Source organism: Metabacillus sp. cB07, from assembly GCF_016839225.1.
Classification (GTDB): Bacteria; Bacillota; Bacilli; order Bacillales; family Bacillaceae; genus Bacillus_P; species Bacillus_P indicus.
The window spans coordinates 2,922,788-2,942,916 of the sequence record NZ_CP069296.1 but is presented as its reverse complement, the minus strand read 5'-3'; the positions used below and the strand labels follow the sequence as shown (position 1 = coordinate 2,942,916).

17 protein-coding genes, 1 other RNA gene and 2 other annotated features (1 of these 20 cut by a window edge) are annotated in these 20,129 nt (G+C 46.4%); of the genes, 16 read left to right on the top strand and 2 right to left on the bottom strand.

Annotation, left to right across the window (positions count from 1 at the left end):
• The first annotated feature begins 164 nt into the window (after nt 1–164).
• Complete coding sequence (locus tag JOJ89_RS15160) at nt 165–2,357, top strand: RelA/SpoT family protein (RefSeq protein WP_029279436.1); 2,193 nt, start codon at nt 165–167, stop codon at nt 2,355–2,357.
• A 16-nt stretch (nt 2,358–2,373) separates the two neighbouring features.
• Complete coding sequence (gene dtd, locus JOJ89_RS15155; protein WP_203288238.1) at nt 2,374–2,817, top strand: D-aminoacyl-tRNA deacylase; 444 nt, start codon at nt 2,374–2,376, stop codon at nt 2,815–2,817.
• A 73-nt stretch (nt 2,818–2,890) separates the two neighbouring features.
• On the opposite strand, the gene JOJ89_RS15150 is transcribed toward dtd, so the two are convergent.
• Nucleotides 2,891–4,621, bottom strand: a complete 1,731-nt coding sequence (locus tag JOJ89_RS15150) for an N-acetylmuramoyl-L-alanine amidase family protein (protein ID WP_203288236.1) — start codon at nt 4,619–4,621, stop codon at nt 2,891–2,893.
• A gap of 135 nt (nt 4,622–4,756) precedes the next feature.
• Here JOJ89_RS15150 and JOJ89_RS15145 point away from each other — a divergent pair, with 135 nt between their 5' ends.
• From JOJ89_RS15145 to JOJ89_RS15125, 5 genes are all read left to right on the top strand, one after another.
• Entirely contained in the window at nt 4,757–4,930 is a 174-nt protein-coding gene (locus JOJ89_RS15145; RefSeq protein WP_203288226.1) for a hypothetical protein, read from the top strand.
• Nucleotides 4,931–4,986: 56 nt separating this feature from the next.
• Nucleotides 4,987–5,220 (top strand) — a binding site (T-box leader).
• Nucleotides 5,221–5,276: 56 nt separating this feature from the next.
• Nucleotides 5,277–6,539, top strand: coding sequence for a histidine--tRNA ligase (gene hisS, locus JOJ89_RS15140; protein ID WP_029566762.1), 1,263 nt, complete (start codon nt 5,277–5,279; stop codon nt 6,537–6,539).
• A gap of 19 nt (nt 6,540–6,558) precedes the next feature.
• The gene (aspS, locus tag JOJ89_RS15135; protein WP_203290360.1) at nt 6,559–8,337 is read left to right on the top strand and encodes an aspartate--tRNA ligase; all 1,779 of its coding nucleotides are present in this window, start codon (nt 6,559–6,561) and stop codon (nt 8,335–8,337) included.
• A gap of 62 nt (nt 8,338–8,399) precedes the next feature.
• Nucleotides 8,400–8,588, top strand: a non-coding RNA gene (gene ssrS / locus JOJ89_RS15130) — 6S RNA.
• Between the two features lie 633 nt (nt 8,589–9,221).
• Entirely contained in the window at nt 9,222–9,986 is a 765-nt protein-coding gene (locus JOJ89_RS15125) for a tRNA threonylcarbamoyladenosine dehydratase (protein ID WP_029279449.1), read from the top strand.
• Between the two features lie 47 nt (nt 9,987–10,033).
• Here the strand turns inward: JOJ89_RS15125 and JOJ89_RS15120 are convergent, their stop codons facing one another.
• A complete protein-coding gene (locus tag JOJ89_RS15120) occupies nt 10,034–11,296 on the bottom strand; it encodes a replication-associated recombination protein A (RefSeq protein WP_203288224.1) in 1,263 nt (420 codons plus the stop codon).
• 166 nt (nt 11,297–11,462) lie between these two features.
• On the opposite strand from JOJ89_RS15120, the gene JOJ89_RS15115 reads away from it, so the two are divergent.
• From JOJ89_RS15115 to JOJ89_RS15070, 9 genes are all read left to right on the top strand, one after another.
• Nucleotides 11,463–12,128, top strand: coding sequence for a YczE/YyaS/YitT family protein (locus JOJ89_RS15115; protein ID WP_203288222.1), 666 nt, complete (start codon nt 11,463–11,465; stop codon nt 12,126–12,128).
• 18 nt (nt 12,129–12,146) lie between these two features.
• The gene (cymR, locus tag JOJ89_RS15110; protein WP_029279454.1) at nt 12,147–12,563 is read left to right on the top strand and encodes a cysteine metabolism transcriptional regulator CymR; all 417 of its coding nucleotides are present in this window, start codon (nt 12,147–12,149) and stop codon (nt 12,561–12,563) included.
• Between the two features lie 14 nt (nt 12,564–12,577).
• A complete protein-coding gene (locus JOJ89_RS15105) occupies nt 12,578–13,717 on the top strand; it encodes a cysteine desulfurase family protein (protein WP_203288219.1) in 1,140 nt (379 codons plus the stop codon).
• 23 nt (nt 13,718–13,740) lie between these two features.
• Complete coding sequence (mnmA, locus tag JOJ89_RS15100) at nt 13,741–14,856, top strand: tRNA 2-thiouridine(34) synthase MnmA (protein WP_029279457.1); 1,116 nt, start codon at nt 13,741–13,743, stop codon at nt 14,854–14,856.
• Between the two features lie 69 nt (nt 14,857–14,925).
• Nucleotides 14,926–15,579: a tetratricopeptide repeat protein gene (locus tag JOJ89_RS15095; RefSeq protein ID WP_203288217.1), complete on the top strand. Its 654-nt coding sequence runs from the start codon at nt 14,926–14,928 to the stop codon at nt 15,577–15,579.
• Nucleotides 15,580–15,594: 15 nt separating this feature from the next.
• Nucleotides 15,595–17,970, top strand: a complete 2,376-nt coding sequence (recD2, locus tag JOJ89_RS15090; RefSeq protein WP_203288207.1) for an SF1B family DNA helicase RecD2 — start codon at nt 15,595–15,597, stop codon at nt 17,968–17,970.
• 2 nt (nt 17,971–17,972) lie between these two features.
• Nucleotides 17,973–18,473 (top strand): PRC-barrel domain-containing protein, encoded by a 501-nt coding sequence (locus JOJ89_RS15085; protein ID WP_081414170.1) that lies wholly within the window; start codon nt 17,973–17,975, stop codon nt 18,471–18,473.
• 14 nt (nt 18,474–18,487) lie between these two features.
• A complete protein-coding gene (locus JOJ89_RS15080; RefSeq protein WP_029279465.1) occupies nt 18,488–18,679 on the top strand; it encodes a hypothetical protein in 192 nt (63 codons plus the stop codon).
• Between the two features lie 281 nt (nt 18,680–18,960).
• On the top strand, nt 18,961–20,022 hold the full coding sequence (locus tag JOJ89_RS15070) for an AI-2E family transporter (RefSeq protein WP_203288205.1): 1,062 nt from the start codon (nt 18,961–18,963) through the stop codon (nt 20,020–20,022).
• A 45-nt stretch (nt 20,023–20,067) separates the two neighbouring features.
• Nucleotides 20,068–20,129: a binding site (T-box leader), on the top strand (it continues 147 nt past the right edge of the window).

Below are 20,129 nucleotides of genomic sequence, written 5' to 3'. Positions count from 1 at the left end.
TCACATAGAAAAAAGCACTCGGGAATGGGTGCTTTTTCTCTTATTTAACTGCAGGCAAAGTACCGGCCAAAAGCTTGGCACAGAAAAGACGGTCTCCCTCTTTACATCTTCTGTGTTTTTATTGATAATAGGTACAATAAAGTTCTCATTGTAAAGGTGATTCCATGGCTAATGAACAAGTACTGACTGCCGAGCAGGTCATAGAAAAGGCGAAGCGCTATTTAACAGGAGAAGACCTCGTCTTTATCCAGAAAGCCTATGATTATGCAGAAGAGGCGCATCGTGAACAATACCGGAAATCGGGTGAACCATATATCATTCATCCAATACAGGTCGCAGGGATACTGGTTGACCTGGACATGGATCCGTCAACAATCGCGGGTGGATTTTTACATGATGTCGTAGAAGATACAGATGTAACACTTGATGACTTGAAACAAACATTTAATGATGAAGTCGCCATGCTCGTGGATGGAGTGACAAAGCTCGGAAAAATTAAATATAAATCACACGAAGAACAGCAGGCTGAAAATCATCGTAAAATGTTTGTCGCAATGGCACAGGACATTCGTGTGATTTTGATTAAACTCGCCGACCGCCTCCACAACATGCGCACACTGAAGCATCTGCCGCAGGAAAAGCAGCGCAGGATCTCAAATGAAACGCTGGAAATTTTTGCGCCGCTCGCTCATCGTCTGGGGATATCAAAAATTAAGTGGGAGCTTGAAGACACGGCTCTCCGCTATTTGAATCCGCAGCAGTACTACAGGATTGTCAATCTGATGAAGAAAAAGCGGGCAGAACGCGAGGCCTACTTGGACGAAGTCATTGATGAAGTGAAAAACCGCGTTGGGGAAGTCAACATTAAGGCGGATTTTTCGGGACGTCCGAAACACATTTACAGTATTTACCGCAAAATGGCCCTGCAGAACAAGCAGTTTAATGAAATTTATGACCTATTAGCCGTCAGAATCATCGTAAACAGCATTAAAGACTGCTATGCCGTTCTTGGAATTATCCATACGTGCTGGAAGCCGATGCCCGGCAGATTTAAGGATTACATTGCCATGCCGAAGGCAAATATGTATCAGTCCCTTCATACGACTGTCATGGGTCCAAAAGGCGATCCGCTTGAAGTGCAGATCCGCACAAAGGATATGCACACGATTGCAGAATACGGGATTGCTGCACACTGGGCGTATAAAGAAGGCAAAGAGACAGAGGAGCAATCTACACTTGAGCAGAAGCTGACCTGGTTCCGTGAAATTCTGGAGTTCCAGGATGATACGACAAATGCCGAGGAGTTTATGGAATCTCTTAAAATTGATCTGTTCTCTGATATGGTGTTCATTTTCACGCCAAAAGGTGATGTTATTGAAATGCCGTCAGGCTCAGTGCCGATCGATTTTGCCTATCGCATTCACTCAGAAATAGGCAATAAAACAATTGGGGCAAAAGTGAACGGAAAGATTGTAACCCTTGATTATAAACTCAAAACAGGCGATATTATCGAGATTATGACGTCCAAGCATTCATATGGCCCAAGCCAGGACTGGCTCAAGCTGGCTCAGACGTCACAGGCTAAAAATAAAATCCGCCAGTTTTTCAAAAAGCAGCGCCGCGAAGAGAACGTTGATAAGGGAAAAGAAATGGTTGAAAAAGAGATTAAAAATCTCGACTTTGAACTGAAGGACATCCTGACAACGGAGAATCTGAAGCGCGTTTCTGAGAAATTCAATTTCTCAAATGAGGAAGATATGTATGCTGCTGTTGGATACAACGGCATTACTGCAGCCCAGGTTGCGAACAGACTGACGGAAAAGCTCCGCAAAAAGCGGGATATGGAACAGGAAAAAGATATCTCAGAGGTTATTTCCGAGGTGCGTCCGTATCCGTCCAAAAAGCGGGACAGCGGGGTAAGAGTCAAAGGAATTGACAACCTTCTTATCCGTCTTTCCAAGTGCTGCAATCCGGTACCTGGTGACGAAATTGTCGGATTCATCACGAAGGGCCGGGGAGTTTCCGTTCACAGGGATGATTGTCCGAATGTACACACGGACGAGGCACAGGCCCGTTTGATTCCGGTTGAATGGGAAACACAGCTTGATGCACGGAAAGAGTATAACGTGGAAATTGAAATACTCGGCTACGACAGAAGAGGCCTGTTGAACGAGGTGCTCCAGGCTGTCAACGAAACGAAAACAAACATCTCATCTGTTGCAGGAAAGTCTGACCGCAACAAAGTGGCGACGATCAATATGGCGATTGCCATCTCCAATATCAGCCACCTTCATAAAGTGGTTGAGAGAATCAAGCAGATCTCAGATATCTATTCTGTAAGAAGAATCATGAACTAGAAAGGGTTCGTTCGGTTTGAAAATTGTTTTACAGTGTGCTAAAGATGCAGAAGTGAAAGTCAAAAATGAAACAGTGGGAAAAATTGAACAGGGGTTTATGCTTCTTGTCGGCGTCACACACGACGATGATGAGCAGGATGCAGATTACCTTGCAGAAAAAGTAGCCAATCTCAGAGTGTTTGAAGATGACGATGATAAAATGAATCTTTCTTTGCTTGACGTTGGCGGAGAGGTCCTGTCGATTTCGCAGTTTACGCTTTACGGTGACTGCAGAAAAGGGAGAAGGCCGAACTTTATGGCTGCAGCAAAACCCGATCACGCACAGCCGCTCTATGATTATTTCAACCAGAAGCTGCGCGAGAAGGGCATCAGCGTTCAAACCGGAGAGTTTGGCGCCATGATGGACGTGGCATTTACAAATGTCGGTCCGGTCACGCTAATATTAGAATCAAAAAGCTGAATGCCGGGGAGACCCGGCATTTTATTTGCTAATAAAAAAACACCACCCAGGACGCCTGGGTGGTGTTTTGCTGTTATTTGAAGTACTGGGCCAATCCGTAATAGATGCCCTGTGCAACCCGTTCCTGGTAGGAGCCTGAGCTGACTGTAAGTTCTTCAGCGCTGTTGCTCACATAGCCAAGTTCAAGCAGGACTGCCGGCTGTCTGTTTTCACGGATGACGTGATAGTCTCCGAATTTCGTGCCGCGGTCTTTAAGCCGGGCCTGCTTCAGCAGTTCATCATGAACGGGAGAGGCAAGAGGCTTGTCTTTTGATGAGCTGTAATAATAAGTTGTCATTCCGTGTACGCTCCGGTTTTCGATGCTGTCAAAATGAAGGCTGATGAATGCATCTGCATCCCGGTAGTGAGCGGTGCTGACCCGTGAGCTGAGACTGATGTAGCTGTCGCTGCTGCGTGTCAGATGAACATCGGCACCTGATGCTTTAAGTTTATCGTACACAAGTTTTGCTGTAGACATTGTTAAATCTTTCTCAAGGGTGCCCCTCGTTCCGATAGCTCCGCCATCACGTCCGCCGTGACCCGGGTCAAGAACGACTGTTTTGTTTTTTAAATAAGACGTTACATCTCCGCCGGGCCTTGATACAGAGCTGCCTGATGAAGACACAACCCAGCCCGCTACATATCCTGTTGTGCTGCCGGAAAGCTGGATTTTATACCAGTCGCCAACTTTACTGACAACAGAAAACTGCTCGCCTGCATTTGCCCGTCTTACAATTTTTTCATTTGTGGACGGTCCTTTGCGGATATTCGTACCGTTTTGCAGAATGCTGACTTTTGATGTGCCGCTTTTGTTCTCTTCCGTTTTTCCCTTTGACGAGAGGGAAACGTAGGAGCTTGAAACCCATCCTTTTTTGCTGCCTGAATATTGAATATGAAGCCAGCTGTTTGCTGATTCAAGAATGGTGACCTCTGTGTTTTTTGCAACAGACCCGATCACTTTTCCGTTCAGGCTGCCGCTGCTTCTGACATTCAGGGAGCTTGCCGTAACTTTTCCTGTCTGTCCTGTTTTTTCTGGCTGTTTTGCTGTTTCAGTTGAAATGAAATCGCTATGTACCCAACCTTTTTGTCCATTAAAACGGATTTCCAGCCACTCGCCATCGGTTCCCGTTATCGAAACAGATGCATGTTTCTTCAGGCTTCCAATAGTAGAAGCCGAGGTGGATGGTTTATTCCGCACGTTGAGTGAGGTGGCCTTTACCTTGCCTGATTTCGTTCCTGATGGAGACGGGGAAGCTGTTTGTGTTTTCTTGCTGATGGTGACAAACTGGCTTGAAACCCAGCCGCGCTTTCCATTAAAGGAAATTTCAACCCAATTGGCGTTTTGCTGAACGAATGATGCTTTTTTTCCTTTGTCGAAGGTGCCGGTCACTTGAAAGCTTGTTCCGGGACCGCTTCTGATTCTGAGATCCTCAGCATTCGATGTGACCGTGCCGTCTGAATTGCTTTCTTTTGAAGCTGCGGATTTATTCTGAAGGGTAACAAGCCATGAGGCAACCCATCCTTTGTTTCCGCCTGATAATTGCAGTTCATACCAGCCTTTGCTCTCGTCCGTAATGCTGTAGACAGCCCCTTTTTTTACACTTGCGATGACCGGATAGCTTAAACCCGGACCGCTCCTGATGTTTAGGCCGTCCGCTGCGATTACAGCTTTTTGCGGCTCAGCTGACGCAGTTCCCGGCATCATTGGCAGCTGGCTGAAAAGCAGCAGTGCACAAATGACGGGATATAGAATTTTTCGAAACAATGACCGGTCCTCCTTTTTTTGATTAACCTTATAAAGATTCTTTTATTATATCGGATATCCCTTGTGACATTTGATATATTTTTTCGCTAAACAGGAAAGACTAGAGAAAAGACAGTTGCTGTAAAGGAGAAAAAAATGAGGCACAGTGATAAAAGCGAAGGATCGCATTATAATAATCATGATATTTTCGGAGTGAACTCACGGGAACTGACGAAGGATCAGCATTCCAACCTGTATGAACTCGCGGGAGAGTACGGTATGAACGCAAAAGAAGCAAAGAAATTGAAAAAACGGGTAAATCGCTCTTGACACAAGTCACGGAACATTCGTATGATAGTATATAAATCTTAACTGGAATTACATAATCAGAACCGATGACGGAGAAGAGTAATCAGGATGACACATGACCAGAGAAGGAAAGCCTTGGCTGTAAGCTTTCCCATGATGACTTGATGAAGAGAACACTCTCTAGGTTTCCCTCTGAACGGACTTGCATCTAGTAGGAGGAGAACGTGACAGGCGTTAACTGTCTTTGAGCGGGAGCAGTCTTTTTGCTTCAACTAGGGTGGCACCACGGGATACAAACTCTCGTCCCTACATTTTTATGTAGGGGCGGGAGTTTTTTTATTTTTTGAAAAAATCGGAGGAATCTAACATGGCATTTCAAATACCGAGAGGCACGCAGGATATTCTGCCTGGAGAAGTTGAACGCTGGCAGTATATTGAAAATACAGCACGTGAAATATGCAAATTGTATCAATATAAGGAAATCCGCACACCAGTTTTTGAACACACTGAGCTGTTCCAAAGGGGAGTAGGCGAATCAACGGACATCGTTCAAAAGGAAATGTATACGTTCCAGGACCGCAAAGGAAGAAACATCACGCTTCGTCCTGAAGGAACGGCTTCAACAGTCCGGGCATTCGTTGAGAAAAAGCTGTATGCACAGCCTGCACAGCCGACAAAGCTCTATTACATTGGACCGATGTTCAGATACGAGCGTCCTCAGACCGGCCGTTTCCGCCAGTTTGTGCAATTCGGGGTGGAGGCTCTCGGCAGCAGCAATCCCGCAATGGATGCAGAAGTCATTTCCCTTGCAATGGAGCTTTACCGCTCTGTTGGACTGAAGAAACTGAAGCTCATCATCAACAGCCTTGGAGATGCAGACAGCAGAAAAGCTCATAAGGAAGCATTAATTGCCCACTTCGAGCCTAGAATCGGGGAGTTTTGCTCAGACTGCCAAAAAAGACTGACGCAAAATCCGCTTCGCATCCTTGACTGCAAAACAGACCGCGATCATGAACTGATGAAAACTGCTCCATCCATTATGGATTATCTGAACGATGAGTCACGCGCTTATTTTGAAAAGGTTCAGGCATACTTAACAGACCTTGGAATCGATTTTACAGTCGATCCGAATCTTGTCCGCGGTCTTGATTATTATAATCACACTGCGTTTGAAATCATGAGCGATGCAGAAGGGTTCGGCGCCATTACGACCCTTTGCGGCGGCGGACGATACAACGGCCTCGTCCAGGAAATCGGCGGGCCGGAAACGCCAGGGATCGGATTTGCTCTAAGTATTGAACGCCTGCTCGCCGCTCTTGATGCAGAAGGCGTAGAACTGCCTGTAGACCAGTCGATCGACTGCTTTGTCGTAACGCTTGGCGACAAGCCGAAAGACCGCTCTGTGTCTCTTGTATATGAACTGCGCAAAGCGGGACTGACAGCTGAAAAGGATTATGATGATAAAAAAATGAAGGCTCAATTTAAAGCGGCAGACCGTTTTAATGCAAGATACGTTGCCGTGCTTGGAGAAGATGAGCTTGAAAAGAACATGATTTCTGTTAAAAACATGGAATCAGGCGAACAGAAAGAAATTTCCCTGCAGGACCTTGCAGCGTATATAAAAGGATAGTCAAAAGGAGAGAGAAATGATGTTTGGACGAACATATTATTGCGGCGAAGTAACAGAAGCAGCAATCGGAGAAAAAGTAACACTTAAAGGATGGGTGCAAAAACGACGCGACCTTGGCGGCCTGATTTTTATTGATCTGAGAGACAGAACGGGCATCGTGCAGATTGTCGTAAATCCTGAAGTTTCAGAGGAAGCGCTGAAAATTGCAGAAAAAGCCCGCAGCGAATACGTCCTCGACATCGAAGGAACAGTCGCAGCGCGTTCTGAAGGAACGGTTAATCCAAACCTTGCTACAGGCAAAATTGAAATTATGGTTGAGAAAGCTGCCATCATCAATGCAGCAAAAAACCCGCCTTTCCTGATTGAAGATAAATCTGAAGAGGTTTCAGAGGATGTGCGCTTGAAATACCGCTATCTGGACCTTAGAAGACCTGCACTACTTGATACGTTTAAAATGCGCCACAATGTGTCCAAATCAATCCGCAATTTCCTGGACGAGAACGGATTCCTAGACGTTGAAACACCGATTCTGACAAAAAGCACGCCAGAAGGAGCACGTGACTATCTTGTTCCGAGCCGTGTACATGAAGGAGAGTTTTACGCTCTTCCACAGTCGCCGCAAATTTTCAAACAGCTGTTAATGGTTTCCGGCTTCGACCGTTATTACCAGATTGCCCGCTGCTTCCGCGATGAAGACCTGCGTGCAGACCGCCAGCCTGAATTCACTCAGGTGGACATTGAAATGTCCTTTATGAGCCAGGACGAAATCATGGCACTGATGGAAAAAATGATGTCCCGCATCATGAGAGAAACAAAAGGCGTGGAACTTGACCTGCCCCTTCCGCGCATGACGTATGACGAAGCGATGGGCCGCTATGGTTCGGATAAACCGGATACACGCTTCGGCCTTGAGCTCGTAAATGTTTCTGAGCTTGTAAAAGACAGCGGCTTTAAAGTGTTCAGCGGCGCTGTCGCAAACGGCGGAGAAGTGAAGGTCATCAATGTAAAAGGCGCGGCAGCTTCTTATTCCCGCAAAGACATTGATGCTTTAACAGAGTTCGTTTCCCAGTACGGAGCAAAAGGACTTGCATGGCTGAAAGCAGAAGAACAGGAGCTGAAAGGCCCGATTTCAAAATTCTTTGCTGAAGAAGAGCAGGCGGCACTAAGAACGGTAACTGAAGCTGAAGCAGGAGATCTGCTGCTGTTTGTTGCCGACAAGAAATCAGTTGTGGCAGATGCGCTTGGCGCCCTCCGCCTCAAACTTGGAAGAGAGCTTGGCCTGATTGATGAAAGCAAATTCAACTTCCTGTGGGTCATTGATTGGCCGCTGCTTGAGTACGACGAAGAAGCACAGCGCTATTTCGCAGCCCATCACCCGTTCACAATGCCAGCACGCGAGGACCTGGAGCTGTTTGAAACCAATCCGGCTGCAATGAAAGCACAGGCTTATGACCTTGTACTCAACGGCTATGAGCTTGGCGGAGGAAGCATCCGTATTTTTGAAAGAGATGTTCAGCAGAAAATGTTCAAAATGCTCGGCTTCTCAGAAGAGGAAGCGACGGAGCAATTCGGATTCCTGCTTGAAGCATTTGAATACGGAACGCCGCCGCATGGCGGAATCGCTCTCGGTCTTGACCGTCTCGTCATGCTGCTTGCAGGAAGAACGAACCTTCGCGACACGATTGCTTTCCCTAAAACAGCAAGCGCAAGCGACCTGCTCACACATGCGCCAAGTGAAGTCAGCACCGCCCAGCTGTCCGACCTTAACCTTGCCCTGAAGCTTAAAAAGGGTGAATAATGCCTACTTGGAATTGCTTGAAAAGACCGTTCCAATGTGGTAATCTTTTTACAAGATAAATAGAAGTCCTGATGTGTACGTCGTACACTTAGTTTTGATCCAACATTACTTGATCCGGGAGTTCAAGTTTCCATTGCGGTGTAAATGCCTCATCATTCGATCAGAGGACTTATCACCCGTGGAACAGGACACCCACCTGCTGTGAGCGGGTTCAAAACCAAGATAGCCGCGACGGCACAATTGGGACTTCTGCCGAATAAGAACGTACAGCCTTCATGAGCTTTTGCTTGTGGGGGCTTTTTATTTTTTCTGCGAAGGAGTTGAGGGCACTGTGGCACTTGAAAAACGAGATAAGTGCCACCAAGGATGGGGAAGGTCGATTTGGTGGAACTTATAGACGAGATAAATGCCACCAACGAAGGAGAAGACCGAATTGGTGGTACTGAAAAACGAGATAAGTGCCATCAAGGAAGGGGGAGAACGAATTGGTGGTACTGAAAAACGAGATAAGTGCCATCAAGGAAGGGGAAGACCGAATTGGTGGTACTGAAAAACGAGATAAGTGCCATCAAGGAAGGGGAAGACCGAATTGGTGGTACTGAAAAACGAGATAAGTGCCATCAAAGAAGGAAGAGAGCGACTTGGTGGAACTCAAAAACGAGATAAGTACCACCAAGGAAGGAAAAGATCGTATTGGTGGCACTGAAAAACATGATAGTGTCATCCAAATAGGAGATCGGTGCATTAATGACACCATTATCCATGTGCGAGCTGCTGCTGATCATTGCCCAATCAAGAATTCCCTCTTGTTTTTCACCGAAAGTATGATATATTCATTTTCAGGAAAAATACTGACATGGATTCTATAAATGGAGTTGAGAGGATTGCTGAATCAATTTTCACGCAATGAACTTGCGATTGGAAAAGAAGGTATTGAAATTTTAAAAAACAGCACAGTTGCTGTTCTTGGGATCGGCGGAGTCGGATCGTTTTCGGCAGAGGCTCTTGCGCGTTCGGGAGTGGGACGTATTGTGCTTGTTGATAAAGATGATGTGGATATCACGAATGTAAACCGCCAGATCCATGCGCTTGTGTCGACTGTAGGGAAGCCAAAAGCGGATCTGATGAGAGACAGAATTAAAGAAATCAATCCTGATTGTGACGTCATCGCACTGAAGATGTTTTATACGGAAGAAACGTATGAAGAGTTTTTCAGCCACGGACTGGATTATGTGATTGATGCTTCTGATACGATTTCGTACAAGATCCATCTAATGAAAGAGTGCCTGAGAAGAGAGATTCCGATTATCTCAAGCATGGGCGCTGCAAATAAGACCGATCCGACAAGGTTTAAAATTGAAGACATTTCAAAAACCCACACAGACCCGATTGCGAAGGTCATCCGCACCCGTCTCCGCAAAGAAGGCATCCGAAAAGGAATTAAAGTGGTGTTTTCTGATGAAAGTCCGATTGTGATCCGCGAAGATGTACGGGTAAAGGTAGGAAATGACGCTGCGGAGATCCGCAAGGCTAAAATGCCGCCTTCATCCAATGCATGGGTACCATCCGTAGCAGGATTGATCATGGGCGGTCATGTCATCATGGACCTTCTGAAAGATATTAAAATTTCTCGTGTAAACGATAAATAGACAAAAAGAAAGCAGGCAGGAAAACCATTGTTTTCCTGCCTGCTTTTTTAGTTCCTCATCAGCTTTTCGTATATCTGGGCAAGTGACAGTTCAAATTTCCCTGTCTGTTTTGGCTCGTAGTATTTTTTCTTTTTTAAGGAGTCGGGGAGGTACTGCTGTTTGACCCACCCGTTTTCATAGTCATGCGGATATTTGTAGTCGATGCCCCGGCCCAGCTTACCGGCACCTTTATAGTGGGCATCTTTTAAGTGGTCAGGCACTTCTCCGCTTTTGCCTGAACGGATATCGGCTAGGGCTGCATCAAGCGCTTTGTAGGCAGAGTTTGACTTTGGCGAAAGGCACAGCTCGATCACTGCGTTCGCAAGAGGTATTCTTGCTTCAGGCAGGCCTAGGCGCTCTGTTGCTTCAATGGCGGCAAGTGTCCTTGCTCCTGCCTGCGGGCTTGCAAGGCCGATATCTTCATAGGCGATGACGAGCAGTCTGCGGTTAATGCTGATCAGGTCGCCTGCTTCAATCTGTCTTCCGAGATAATGAAGGGCTGCATTCACATCAGACCCTCTGATCGATTTTTGAAAAGCAGAGAGCACGTCGTAGTGCGCATCTCCGTCCTTGTCGTGCACAAAGCTCTTTTTCTGAAGGCACTCCTCAGCAGTTTTCAGATCAATGCGGATGATGCCCTCATCATCCGGCTCAGATGAAATGACTGCCAGTTCAAGTGCATTTAATGCCGATCTTACATCGCCTGCACAGCTTGAGGCGAAATGATCGAGAGCGTCATCTGCCACTTCTGCCCTGTACTTGGCAAGTCCCTTTTTATCATCCTGAAGGGCCCGGTTCAGCGCTTTTTTAATATCGTCCGCTTCGAGCGGCTTCAGCTCAAAGATTTGGCATCTGCTTCTGATGGCAGGATTAATGGCGTGATAAGGGTTGCTCGTTGTTGCTCCTATTAGAATGATTTTTCCGTCCTCAAGATAGGGAAGGAGAAAATCCTGTTTGGCTTTGTCGAGGCGGTGGACCTCGTCAAGAATCAAAATGACTTTGCCTGACATTTTGGCTTCTTCTGCAACGATTTCCATGTCTTTTTTATTATTAACAACAGCATTCAGTTTTCTGAAAGCTGTATTTGTGCTTCCTGCTATGGCTGTGGCTATGGACGTTTTGCCGATTCCGGGCGGTCCGTACAAAATCATGGAGCTCAGGTGCCGTGCTTTAACCATCCGCTCAATCATTTTGCCTTTTCCGACCAGGTGCTCCTGTCCGATGATTTCATCAATTGATTCCGGCCTCATTCTGAATGCCAGTGGTTTCATTTCCATCACTCCCGGGTGGTTCAAGCTCTTTCATTCCAGTATACCAATTTGTCTTCCCAAATGCTTAATAAGTCAATTTGAATGCTCGGGTAATAGGAAATATGCTATAATGGCTTAGGTTCATTTTAATGAAAACGGTCTTGACTGAAAGGCGGCGTTTGAACGTATGCGTCCAGGGAAATCACTTGCTGAGCTGAGAATGAGATGGAGTATTTATTTCACGGGACTTCTCATCATGGCTTTCGGCATTGTGCTGACCATTAAAGCAGACCTCGGCACATCGCCGTGGGATGTTCTTCATATAGGATTGTATTATCAGCTTGGTTTAACGATCGGATCTTGGGCAATTATTGTAGGAGGGGGCATTCTTCTCCTTTCATCTATTTTTACAAAAAAGATGCCTCAGGCCGGTGCGTTTGTAAATATGATTACTGTTGGCCTTTTTATCGATTTATATATGATGATTCCCTTTTTGCAGACGCCTGCCGGCTATGCCGGGAAAATCGGAATGCTGCTTCTCGGCATTCTGGTCATGGGGTATGGCATCGGGTTATATATTTCAGCAGGCTGCGGGGCTGGACCTCGTGATACGCTGATGCTTGCCCTAGTTGAAAAAACGGGATGGAAGGTTTCAAGGATCAGAAGCAGCATCGAAGTGATTGTTTTGCTTATAGGCTGGTCACTTGGGGGCCCGGTCTTTTTCGGCACAATCGTCTGTACGCTGTCAATCGGCTATATTATCGGTTTTACTCTGCCGTATTGCCAGAAGGCAACCGATGCCCTGCTTTTGAGAACAGCAGAAAAAAGACAAAGGGTTCAACAAGTCAGTTAGATAAATAGGGGTGGAAGAATGAAGATTTCAACGAAAGGCCGCTACGGTCTTACTATTATGATTGAGCTTGCAAAAAAACACGGCGAAGGGCCGACATCATTAAAGAGCATTGCCCAGACGCATGACCTGTCTGAACACTATCTTGAGCAGCTGATTGCACCTCTGCGCAATGCGGGACTTGTTAAAAGCATCCGCGGAGCATACGGGGGATATGTGCTCGGCAATGAACCGGCAGCTATTACGTCCGGTGATATTATCCGCGTGCTTGAAGGGCCTATAAGCCCTGTTGAAGTTCTGGAAGATGAAGAACCTGCCAAGCGGCATTTATGGGTAAGGATACGAGATGCTGTAAAAGATGTACTGGACAGCACAACACTTGAAGATCTTGCAAATTATACGGATGATGAGCAGGAATCTTACATGTTTTATATTTAAAAGGTGGGTTTACTGTGGATAGAATTTATTTGGATCATGCTGCAACATCACCCATGCATCCCGCTGTGATTGAGCAGATGGTTCCGCATATGCAGAATGTATTTGGAAATCCTTCAAGCATCCACGGTTTCGGGCGTGAAAGCAGAAGGCTGCTTGATGAAGCAAGATTGGTTATTGCGGCAAGTCTTCATGCCAGACCGAAAGAAATCATTTTCACAAGCGGCGGCACGGAAGCAGATAATATGGCAATCCTCGGTGCTGCATCAGCTTACCGCCATAAAGGGAACCATATTATTACAACACAGGTTGAGCATCATGCCGTTTTAAATACATGCAAGAACCTTGAGAAGCAGGGGTTTGAGGTTACCTATCTGCCTGTTGACACAGACGGCAGCATATCTGTCGAAGCACTGAAAAAAGCACTGAAGCCTGAAACCATCCTAGTGACGATCATGTACGGAAACAATGAGACAGGATCGGTTCAGCCGGTTCAGGAGATTGGCATGGCTTTAAAAAACCATCCTGCTCTTTTCCACACAGATGCTGTTCAGGCTTACGGTCTTCTTGACCTCGATGTGAAAGAGTGCGGAATTGATATGCTCTCTGCTTCCGGCCACAAAATCAACGGCCCGAAAGGCACGGGATTTCTGTACCTGAGGGAAGGAATATCCCTTAAACAGCAGTCTTACGGCGGTGAGCAGGAACTGAAAAGACGCGCAGGAACAGAAAATGTTCCAGGCATTTACGGACTAAAGGCAGCAGCTGAACTTGCTCTGAAAACAAAAGAGGAAAAAGCTGCCCAATATAGAGAGTTTAAAATGAAATTAATGGAAGTACTGAAGGAAGAAGAGGTTTCGTTTGAAGTGAACGGAACACTTGAAGGCAGTCTTCCTCATGTGCTGAACCTTTATTTCCCGGGAACAAATGTAGAGGCAATGCTTGTAAATATGGATCTTGCGGGTATCGCCGTTTCCAGCGGCTCTGCCTGCACAGCAGGATCCATTGAACCCTCTCATGTGCTGACTGCGATGTACGGCGATCATGAGCGGACGAAAGCATCGATCAGGTTCAGCTTCGGTTACGGGAATACGCTTGATCAAATCGAAAAAACGGCCCGCGTTACAGCAGGAATTGTGAAGCGGCTTACAGCTTAGAAGGAACTATGGAGGTGAAAAAGATGCAAAAAGCACCTAAAGACACACGTGTCGTTGTCGGGATGTCAGGCGGAGTTGATTCCTCCGTTGCGGCATTGCTTTTAAAACAACAGGGATACGATGTGATCGGCATCTTTATGAAAAACTGGGATGATACGGATGAAAACGGCGTCTGCACGGCAACTGAAGACTATGATGATGTCATTCAGGTCTGCAATCAGATCGGTATTCCGTATTATGCCGTCAATTTTGAAAAGCAATATTGGGACAAAGTATTTACCTATTTCCTCGATGAATACAAAGCGGGAAGAACGCCAAATCCTGATGTCATGTGCAACAAGGAAATCAAATTCAAAGCGTTTCTTGAGCATGCGATCTCTCTTGGAGCGGATTATCTTGCGACAGGCCATTACGCCCAGGTTGAATTCCGGGACGGCGAATATAAAATGCTGAGAGGCGCGGATGCAAACAAAGATCAAACGTATTTCCTCAATCAGCTATCGCAGGATCAGCTTTCCAAAGTGATGTTCCCGATCGGAAATATTCCAAAATCCAAAGTCCGCGAGATTGCAAAAGAAGCGGGCCTTGCGACAGCGTCCAAAAAAGACAGCACAGGAATCTGCTTTATCGGCGAACGGAACTTCAAGGAATTCCTGAGCGGATACCTTCCTGCACAGCCAGGCCTGATGCAGACTCTTTCAGGAGAGGTAAAAGGCAAGCATGACGGGCTGATGTACTATACAATCGGCCAGCGCCACGGCCTTGGAATCGGCGGAAGCGGAGATCCGTGGTTTGTCATCGGCAAAGACCTCGAAAAAAATGTTCTTTACGTTGATCAGGGCTTTGACAATGATCTGCTTTATTCTGATTCTCTGACTGCCACAAGCATCAGCTGGGTGTCGGGAAAGATGCCTGAGGGCACGGTTACATGCACGGCGAAATTCAGATACCGTCAGGAAGATCATGCCGTTCAAGTTAAAATGACGGATGCTGAAACAGCACAGGTTATCTTTGATAAGCCGGTAAGAGCCATTACACCAGGACAGGCGGTCGTTTTTTATAACGGAGACGAGTGTCTTGGCGGCGGAACCATAGACGAAGTGTTTAAAAAAGATGATAAAATCTGGTATGTCGGATAATGCAGACTTATGAAAACCTCAACAGCAACGGTTGAGGTTTTTCTTTTAAAGAGAAAGGAAGTGCCAAGGATGAGCGATAAAAACAAAATGGGCATTGAAGCGATGCAGGAAGGCGACTTTGAGAAAGCGGCAGGATTTTTTTCTGAAGCTATCGAAGAAAATCCGAATGATGCTGTTTGTTATGTGAATTTTGGAAACCTGCTTGCAGCTGTGGGAGAACCTGAAAAAGCGATTTCGTTTTTTGAAAAAGCCATTGGGCTAGATGAAGAGGCAACTACGGCTTATTACGGAGCAGGAAGTGTTTATTACGATCAGGAACGCTATGAGCAGGCGAAAAACATGTTCGTAAAAGCGATACAAAAAGGAATGGACAATTCAGATGTCTACTTTATGCTGGGAATGAGCTATGTGGTGACGGAACAGCCGCTGCCGGCGCTTCCTTATTTGCAGAGAGCAGCAGAATTAAATGAAGAAGATACAGAAGCACGTTTTCAGTATGCTCTTTGTCTTGCCCAGCAGGATGCGCTCGATGAAGCAATCAAGCAATTTGGCATTGTCGCTGAGAAGGACCCAGAACATGCTGATGCTTTTTACAATCTTGGTGTCGGTTACGCTTTTAAGGAAAACCCTGAAAAAGCGCTCCAAATGCTTGAGCGCGCGCTTGAGATTCAGCCCGGTCACGCGATGGCTGCCAATCTGAAACAATTATTGCAAGAGATGTAGCGGGGAGGAGATCTTGTGCAGCAACAGGCGGATCTGTTTCAGGAACAGGAACGGTTTCTAAAAGGCAAAATCATCACGGTTATTTTTCAGAATGAGCAGAATCATTACACCGTCCTGAAGACGGAGGTTCTTGAAACGAGCGAAAACATTGATCAAAAAGAGATAACCGTGACAGGCTATTTTCCGCTTCTGCATGAAGATGAAACGTACACCTTCTTTGGGATGGTCACGCAGCATCCAAAATTCGGCCAGCAGTTTCAGGCAGAGCACTACAGAAAAGAGATACCTAAAACGAGAGACGGGGTCATCCAGTATCTCTCAAGTGATCTTTTCAAAGGTATTGGGAGAAAAACGGCCGAAGCCATTGTGGACGAGCTTGGAGAAGGAGCCATTTCAAAAATGATGGAGGATCCCTCCCTTCTTGATAAGGTCCCGAAACTTGGCAAAGACAAGGCGAAACTGCTGCTCGATCAGCTGAAGGAGCACCAGGGACTTGAACAGGCCATGATTATCCTGAACCAGCTCGGATTTGGCCCGCAGTTGTCCATGAAAATTTATCAGGCCTATCAGGACAGAACGGTACAGATCATCCAGGAGAACCCGTTTCAGCTCGTAAAGGATATTGAAGGCATCGGGTTTGTGCGGGCAGATGAACTGGGAAGCCGCATGGGGCTTGGGGGAAACCATCCAGAGCGAATCAAAGCAGCCTGCTTTTACACGATTGAGCACCTTTGCCTTCAGGAAGGCCATACATATGTTTCAACCGAACAGCTTATTGTAAAAGCAATGGATCTCCTGAATCAGTCCAATGACATGAGAGTGATTGAAACAGATATTTCAGCACAGATTATTAAGCTTGCCGAAGACAGAGGCATCATCATTGAAGAGGACAGAACGTACTTGCCTTCGCTCTATTTTGCGGAGCAGGGGCTTGTGAAAAGCATTCAACGGGTCCTTCTTCAAACGGAGTATGACAGTCTTTTTCCCGAGTCAGAGTTTCTCCTGTCACTTGGAAACCTGGAGGAACGGATGAACGTTCAGTATGCTTCCAGTCAGAAAGAGGCGATTCAGACAGCCTTGATGTCGCCGATGCTTCTTCTTACAGGAGGACCCGGAACAGGAAAAACGACCGTGATCAAGGGGATTGTCGAGCTTTATGCCGATCTGCACGGCTGTTCTCTTGACCCAAAGGATTATAAAAAAGAAGAGCCTTTTCCAATTTCATTGGTCGCGCCTACCGGTCGTGCTGCAAAGCGGATGACAGAAGCGACGGGACTTCCTGCCGTCACGATTCACAGGCTGCTTAAATGGAACGGGGCAGAGGGCTTTGACCACGGCGAGGACAACCCGATTGGGGCCAAGCTTCTGATTGTGGATGAAATGTCCATGGTGGATACCTGGATTGCCCATCAGCTTTTTAAAGCCCTGCCTGAACAGATTCAGGTGATTATGGTAGGGGATGAAGATCAGCTGCCTTCTGTTGGACCCGGCCAGGTTTTGCGGGATCTGCTTGAGTCAGAGGCCGTTCCAGTAGTGCGCCTGACGGATATTTACAGACAGGCAGAGGGATCATCCATTATTGAGCTTGCCCATGATATCAAAAAAGGGAGGCTTCCTGAAAACCTTTCCGCCCCGACGAAAGACCGGTCCTTTATCAGGTGCAGCGGCACTCAGGTAAAAGAAGTGGTGGAAAAGGTTATTGCGAATGCTATTAAGAAAGGGTATACCGCACGCGATGTGCAGGTACTTGCCCCCATGTACAGAGGTCCTGCAGGCATTGACCAGCTGAACGTGATGCTGCAGGAGCTGTTCAATCCCAAATCCCCCAGCAAACGGGAAATGAAATTCGGAGAAACGGTGTACCGTTCAGGAGATAAAGTGCTTCAGCTCGTCAATCAGCCTGAAAGCAATGTGTACAACGGGGATATCGGGGAGATTGTCTCCATCTTTTATGCGAAGGAAAACACAGAAAAAGAAGATATGATCGTCATTTCCTTTGACGGTAATGAAGTGACGTATACAAAATCAGATTTTACTCAGTTTACGCATGCGTTCTGCTGCTCCATCCATAAATCCCAGGGCAGCGAATTTCCTATTGTGGTTGTGCCGGTTGTGAAGAGCTACTACCGGATGCTAAGGCGGAACCTTATTTATACGGCCATCACCCGAAGTAAGCAGTTTCTGATTCTTTGCGGAGAGCAGGATGCGCTTCTCAGGGGTATCGAAAACCGCGATCATCTGAGCCGGCAGACGTCCCTTCGCATGAAGCTGTCGCAAAAGCAGGAAGAAAAACAGGAGCTCGAGTCAGAGCTTCCATTCGGCGCGGCAGATGCCATGATCGGAATGGAAGGCATTACCCCGTATGACTTTATGGAAGACAGCAGAATCTAAGAGTGTTCGGAAAGGGGGAGTTTCTCCTGCGGACATTCACAGAGCTCAGAGGCCTTCCTGTAGTCGATCTGGAAGACGGGTATATAGCAGGGTATGTATGTGATGCATGCCTTGATAAAAACGGCCGTTTCACCGGACTTTTGCTGCATGAAAAAGGCTTTTTTAAAAAAGGGCGCATCGTACCGAGTGAATCGATTTGCACCATCGGCAAGGACGGAATCATGATGAAAGGAAGAAGCACGCTGAAATCGCTGTCTGAATTCAGAGAAGCTTATTTCCTGACATCACGCCGCCGAATCCAATACAAAGAGGTTTTTTCTGCAGAGGGTGAGAAGCTTGGTCTTCTCGCAGATGTATATTTTTCTGAACATTTGGGCACCATTGTAGCATATGAACTGACGGACGGATTCTTTGCAGACATGATGGAGGGAAAGAAGAAACTTGATCCTCCAGGGACTTTAACGATCAGCAAAGATGCAATCGTCATGGATTTTATTCATTAGCGAGGTGCACCAAATTGTTGAAATGCCCGAATTGCAAAAGCAAAGATATAGGCAAAATCGGCGTAAACCAGTATTACTGCTGGGGATGCTTCATAGAGCTGTCTGTATCTAAAGGACAGATTTTCACCCACCAGGTGGAAGAGGACGGTTCGCTCAGTTCTCTTGATGATCTTTTCTCAGATGATGACCGAACAATCAGCATGTAAACGCAGCAAGGGGGAAATGAGTATGAACCGGCGAATGACCTCAATGCTTACAGATTTACTTGGACGTGTATCCGTTTCTAAGCGGGACATGAAAAAAATGAAAAAACGCATCAAGAAACTATTCTGATGCGCGCATGATGAAAAGCAGTCAGGGGACCTGGCTGCTTTTTAGTTTGGGTACAGTGGATGCACCACTTAATAATAAGCACTCATTCTTCTTTCCCCGCAAATGAATAATTCCCCCCTCCATCACCAAACTAAAGACGAGGAGGGGATGCAACTTGAGAGAACGATATGTCAAATGGCTGCTTAGAATCGCAATATTCCTTCTGATCCTGCTTTCTGTTTTTCTCTTTATGAAGCTGAGAGTACTGTGGGATCCTTTGTACATGATGATAAAGGCCATCCTGATCCCTTTTTTAATTGCAGGCTTTATTACATACTTGCTGCATCCGGTCATTGAAAAGCTCCACTCTACAGGTGTTCCGCGGACACTTTCCATCCTGATCATCTACACCCTGTTCTTTGGCGGTGTCGGCTACGGCCTCTATAAAGGCATTCCGGTGATGATTATTCAGCTGAAGGAATTGTCGGCCAGTTTTCCTGTGCTTGAGCAGAAATACCAGGGCTGGCTTGAGATGGTTCACACCCAGACGGACCGGTTCCCTGATGAAATACACACAAGGATTGAAGAGGGATTTCAGAATGTTGAAGCCTGGTTTTCATACTGGATTGATAAAATTCTGAGCAGTCTGGGCAAGGCTGTTGATTACGTCCTGGTTCTCGCGCTGATTCCATTTCTGGTTTTTTATATGCTGAAGGATTATGAGCAGCTGAAAAAAGCAGCCTGGTATTTGACTCCTAAAAGATGGAGAGCGGAGGCTTCCGTATTTGTCAGAGATGTGGATCAGTCGCTTGGAAGCTATATAAGAGGACAGCTGCTCGTCTGTGTGATTATTGGACTTCTTGCGTTTGTTTCTCTTTGGTTTTTTGATATTAAGTATCCGCTCGTTATCGGAATTCTGATTGGTGTTACGAATGTCATCCCGTATTTTGGGCCTGTCATCGGAGCCATTCCGGCTGTCATTATTGCTGCATCGATGTCTGTAAACACCGTCTTGATTGTTGCGGCCATTATTTTCACGCTGCAGTTTATTGAAGGGAACATTCTCGGTCCGCTGATCGTCGGGAGAAGCCTTCACATGCATCCGATTGTGATTATGCTTGCTTTGCTTGCCGGCGGTGAAATAGCCGGCATCGTCGGGCTGATTCTGGCTGTACCGGTGCTTGCGGTGCTGAAAGTCACACTCATGCATCTCATGCAGCTGAGAAGACAGCATTGACAATGGGTTGGCGTTAAACTATAATTCAGCGTATAAAGCGCAAATAGGAAAACGATGAAGGAACGAGTATGTTTCAGACCATCTGACAAGAGAGGGGCTTGTACGCT

What these genes read in the sequence shown, in the direction of transcription:
- JOJ89_RS15160 (WP_029279436.1), top strand. Translation starts at nt 165, where the DNA reads ATGGCTAATGAACAAGTACTGACTGCCGAGCAGGTCATAGAAAAGGCG.
- JOJ89_RS15145 (WP_203288226.1), top strand. Translation starts at nt 4,757, where the DNA reads ATGAGGCACAGTGATAAAAGCGAAGGATCGCATTATAATAATCATGAT.
- hisS (WP_029566762.1), top strand. Translation starts at nt 5,277, where the DNA reads ATGGCATTTCAAATACCGAGAGGCACGCAGGATATTCTGCCTGGAGAA.
- aspS (WP_203290360.1), top strand. Translation starts at nt 6,559, where the DNA reads ATGTTTGGACGAACATATTATTGCGGCGAAGTAACAGAAGCAGCAATC.
- JOJ89_RS15120 (WP_203288224.1), bottom strand. Translation starts at nt 11,296, where the DNA reads ATGAAACCACTGGCATTCAGAATGAGGCCGGAATCAATTGATGAAATC.
- JOJ89_RS15115 (WP_203288222.1), top strand. Translation starts at nt 11,463, where the DNA reads ATGCGTCCAGGGAAATCACTTGCTGAGCTGAGAATGAGATGGAGTATT.
- cymR (WP_029279454.1), top strand. Translation starts at nt 12,147, where the DNA reads ATGAAGATTTCAACGAAAGGCCGCTACGGTCTTACTATTATGATTGAG.
- mnmA (WP_029279457.1), top strand. Translation starts at nt 13,741, where the DNA reads ATGCAAAAAGCACCTAAAGACACACGTGTCGTTGTCGGGATGTCAGGC.
- JOJ89_RS15095 (WP_203288217.1), top strand. Translation starts at nt 14,926, where the DNA reads ATGAGCGATAAAAACAAAATGGGCATTGAAGCGATGCAGGAAGGCGAC.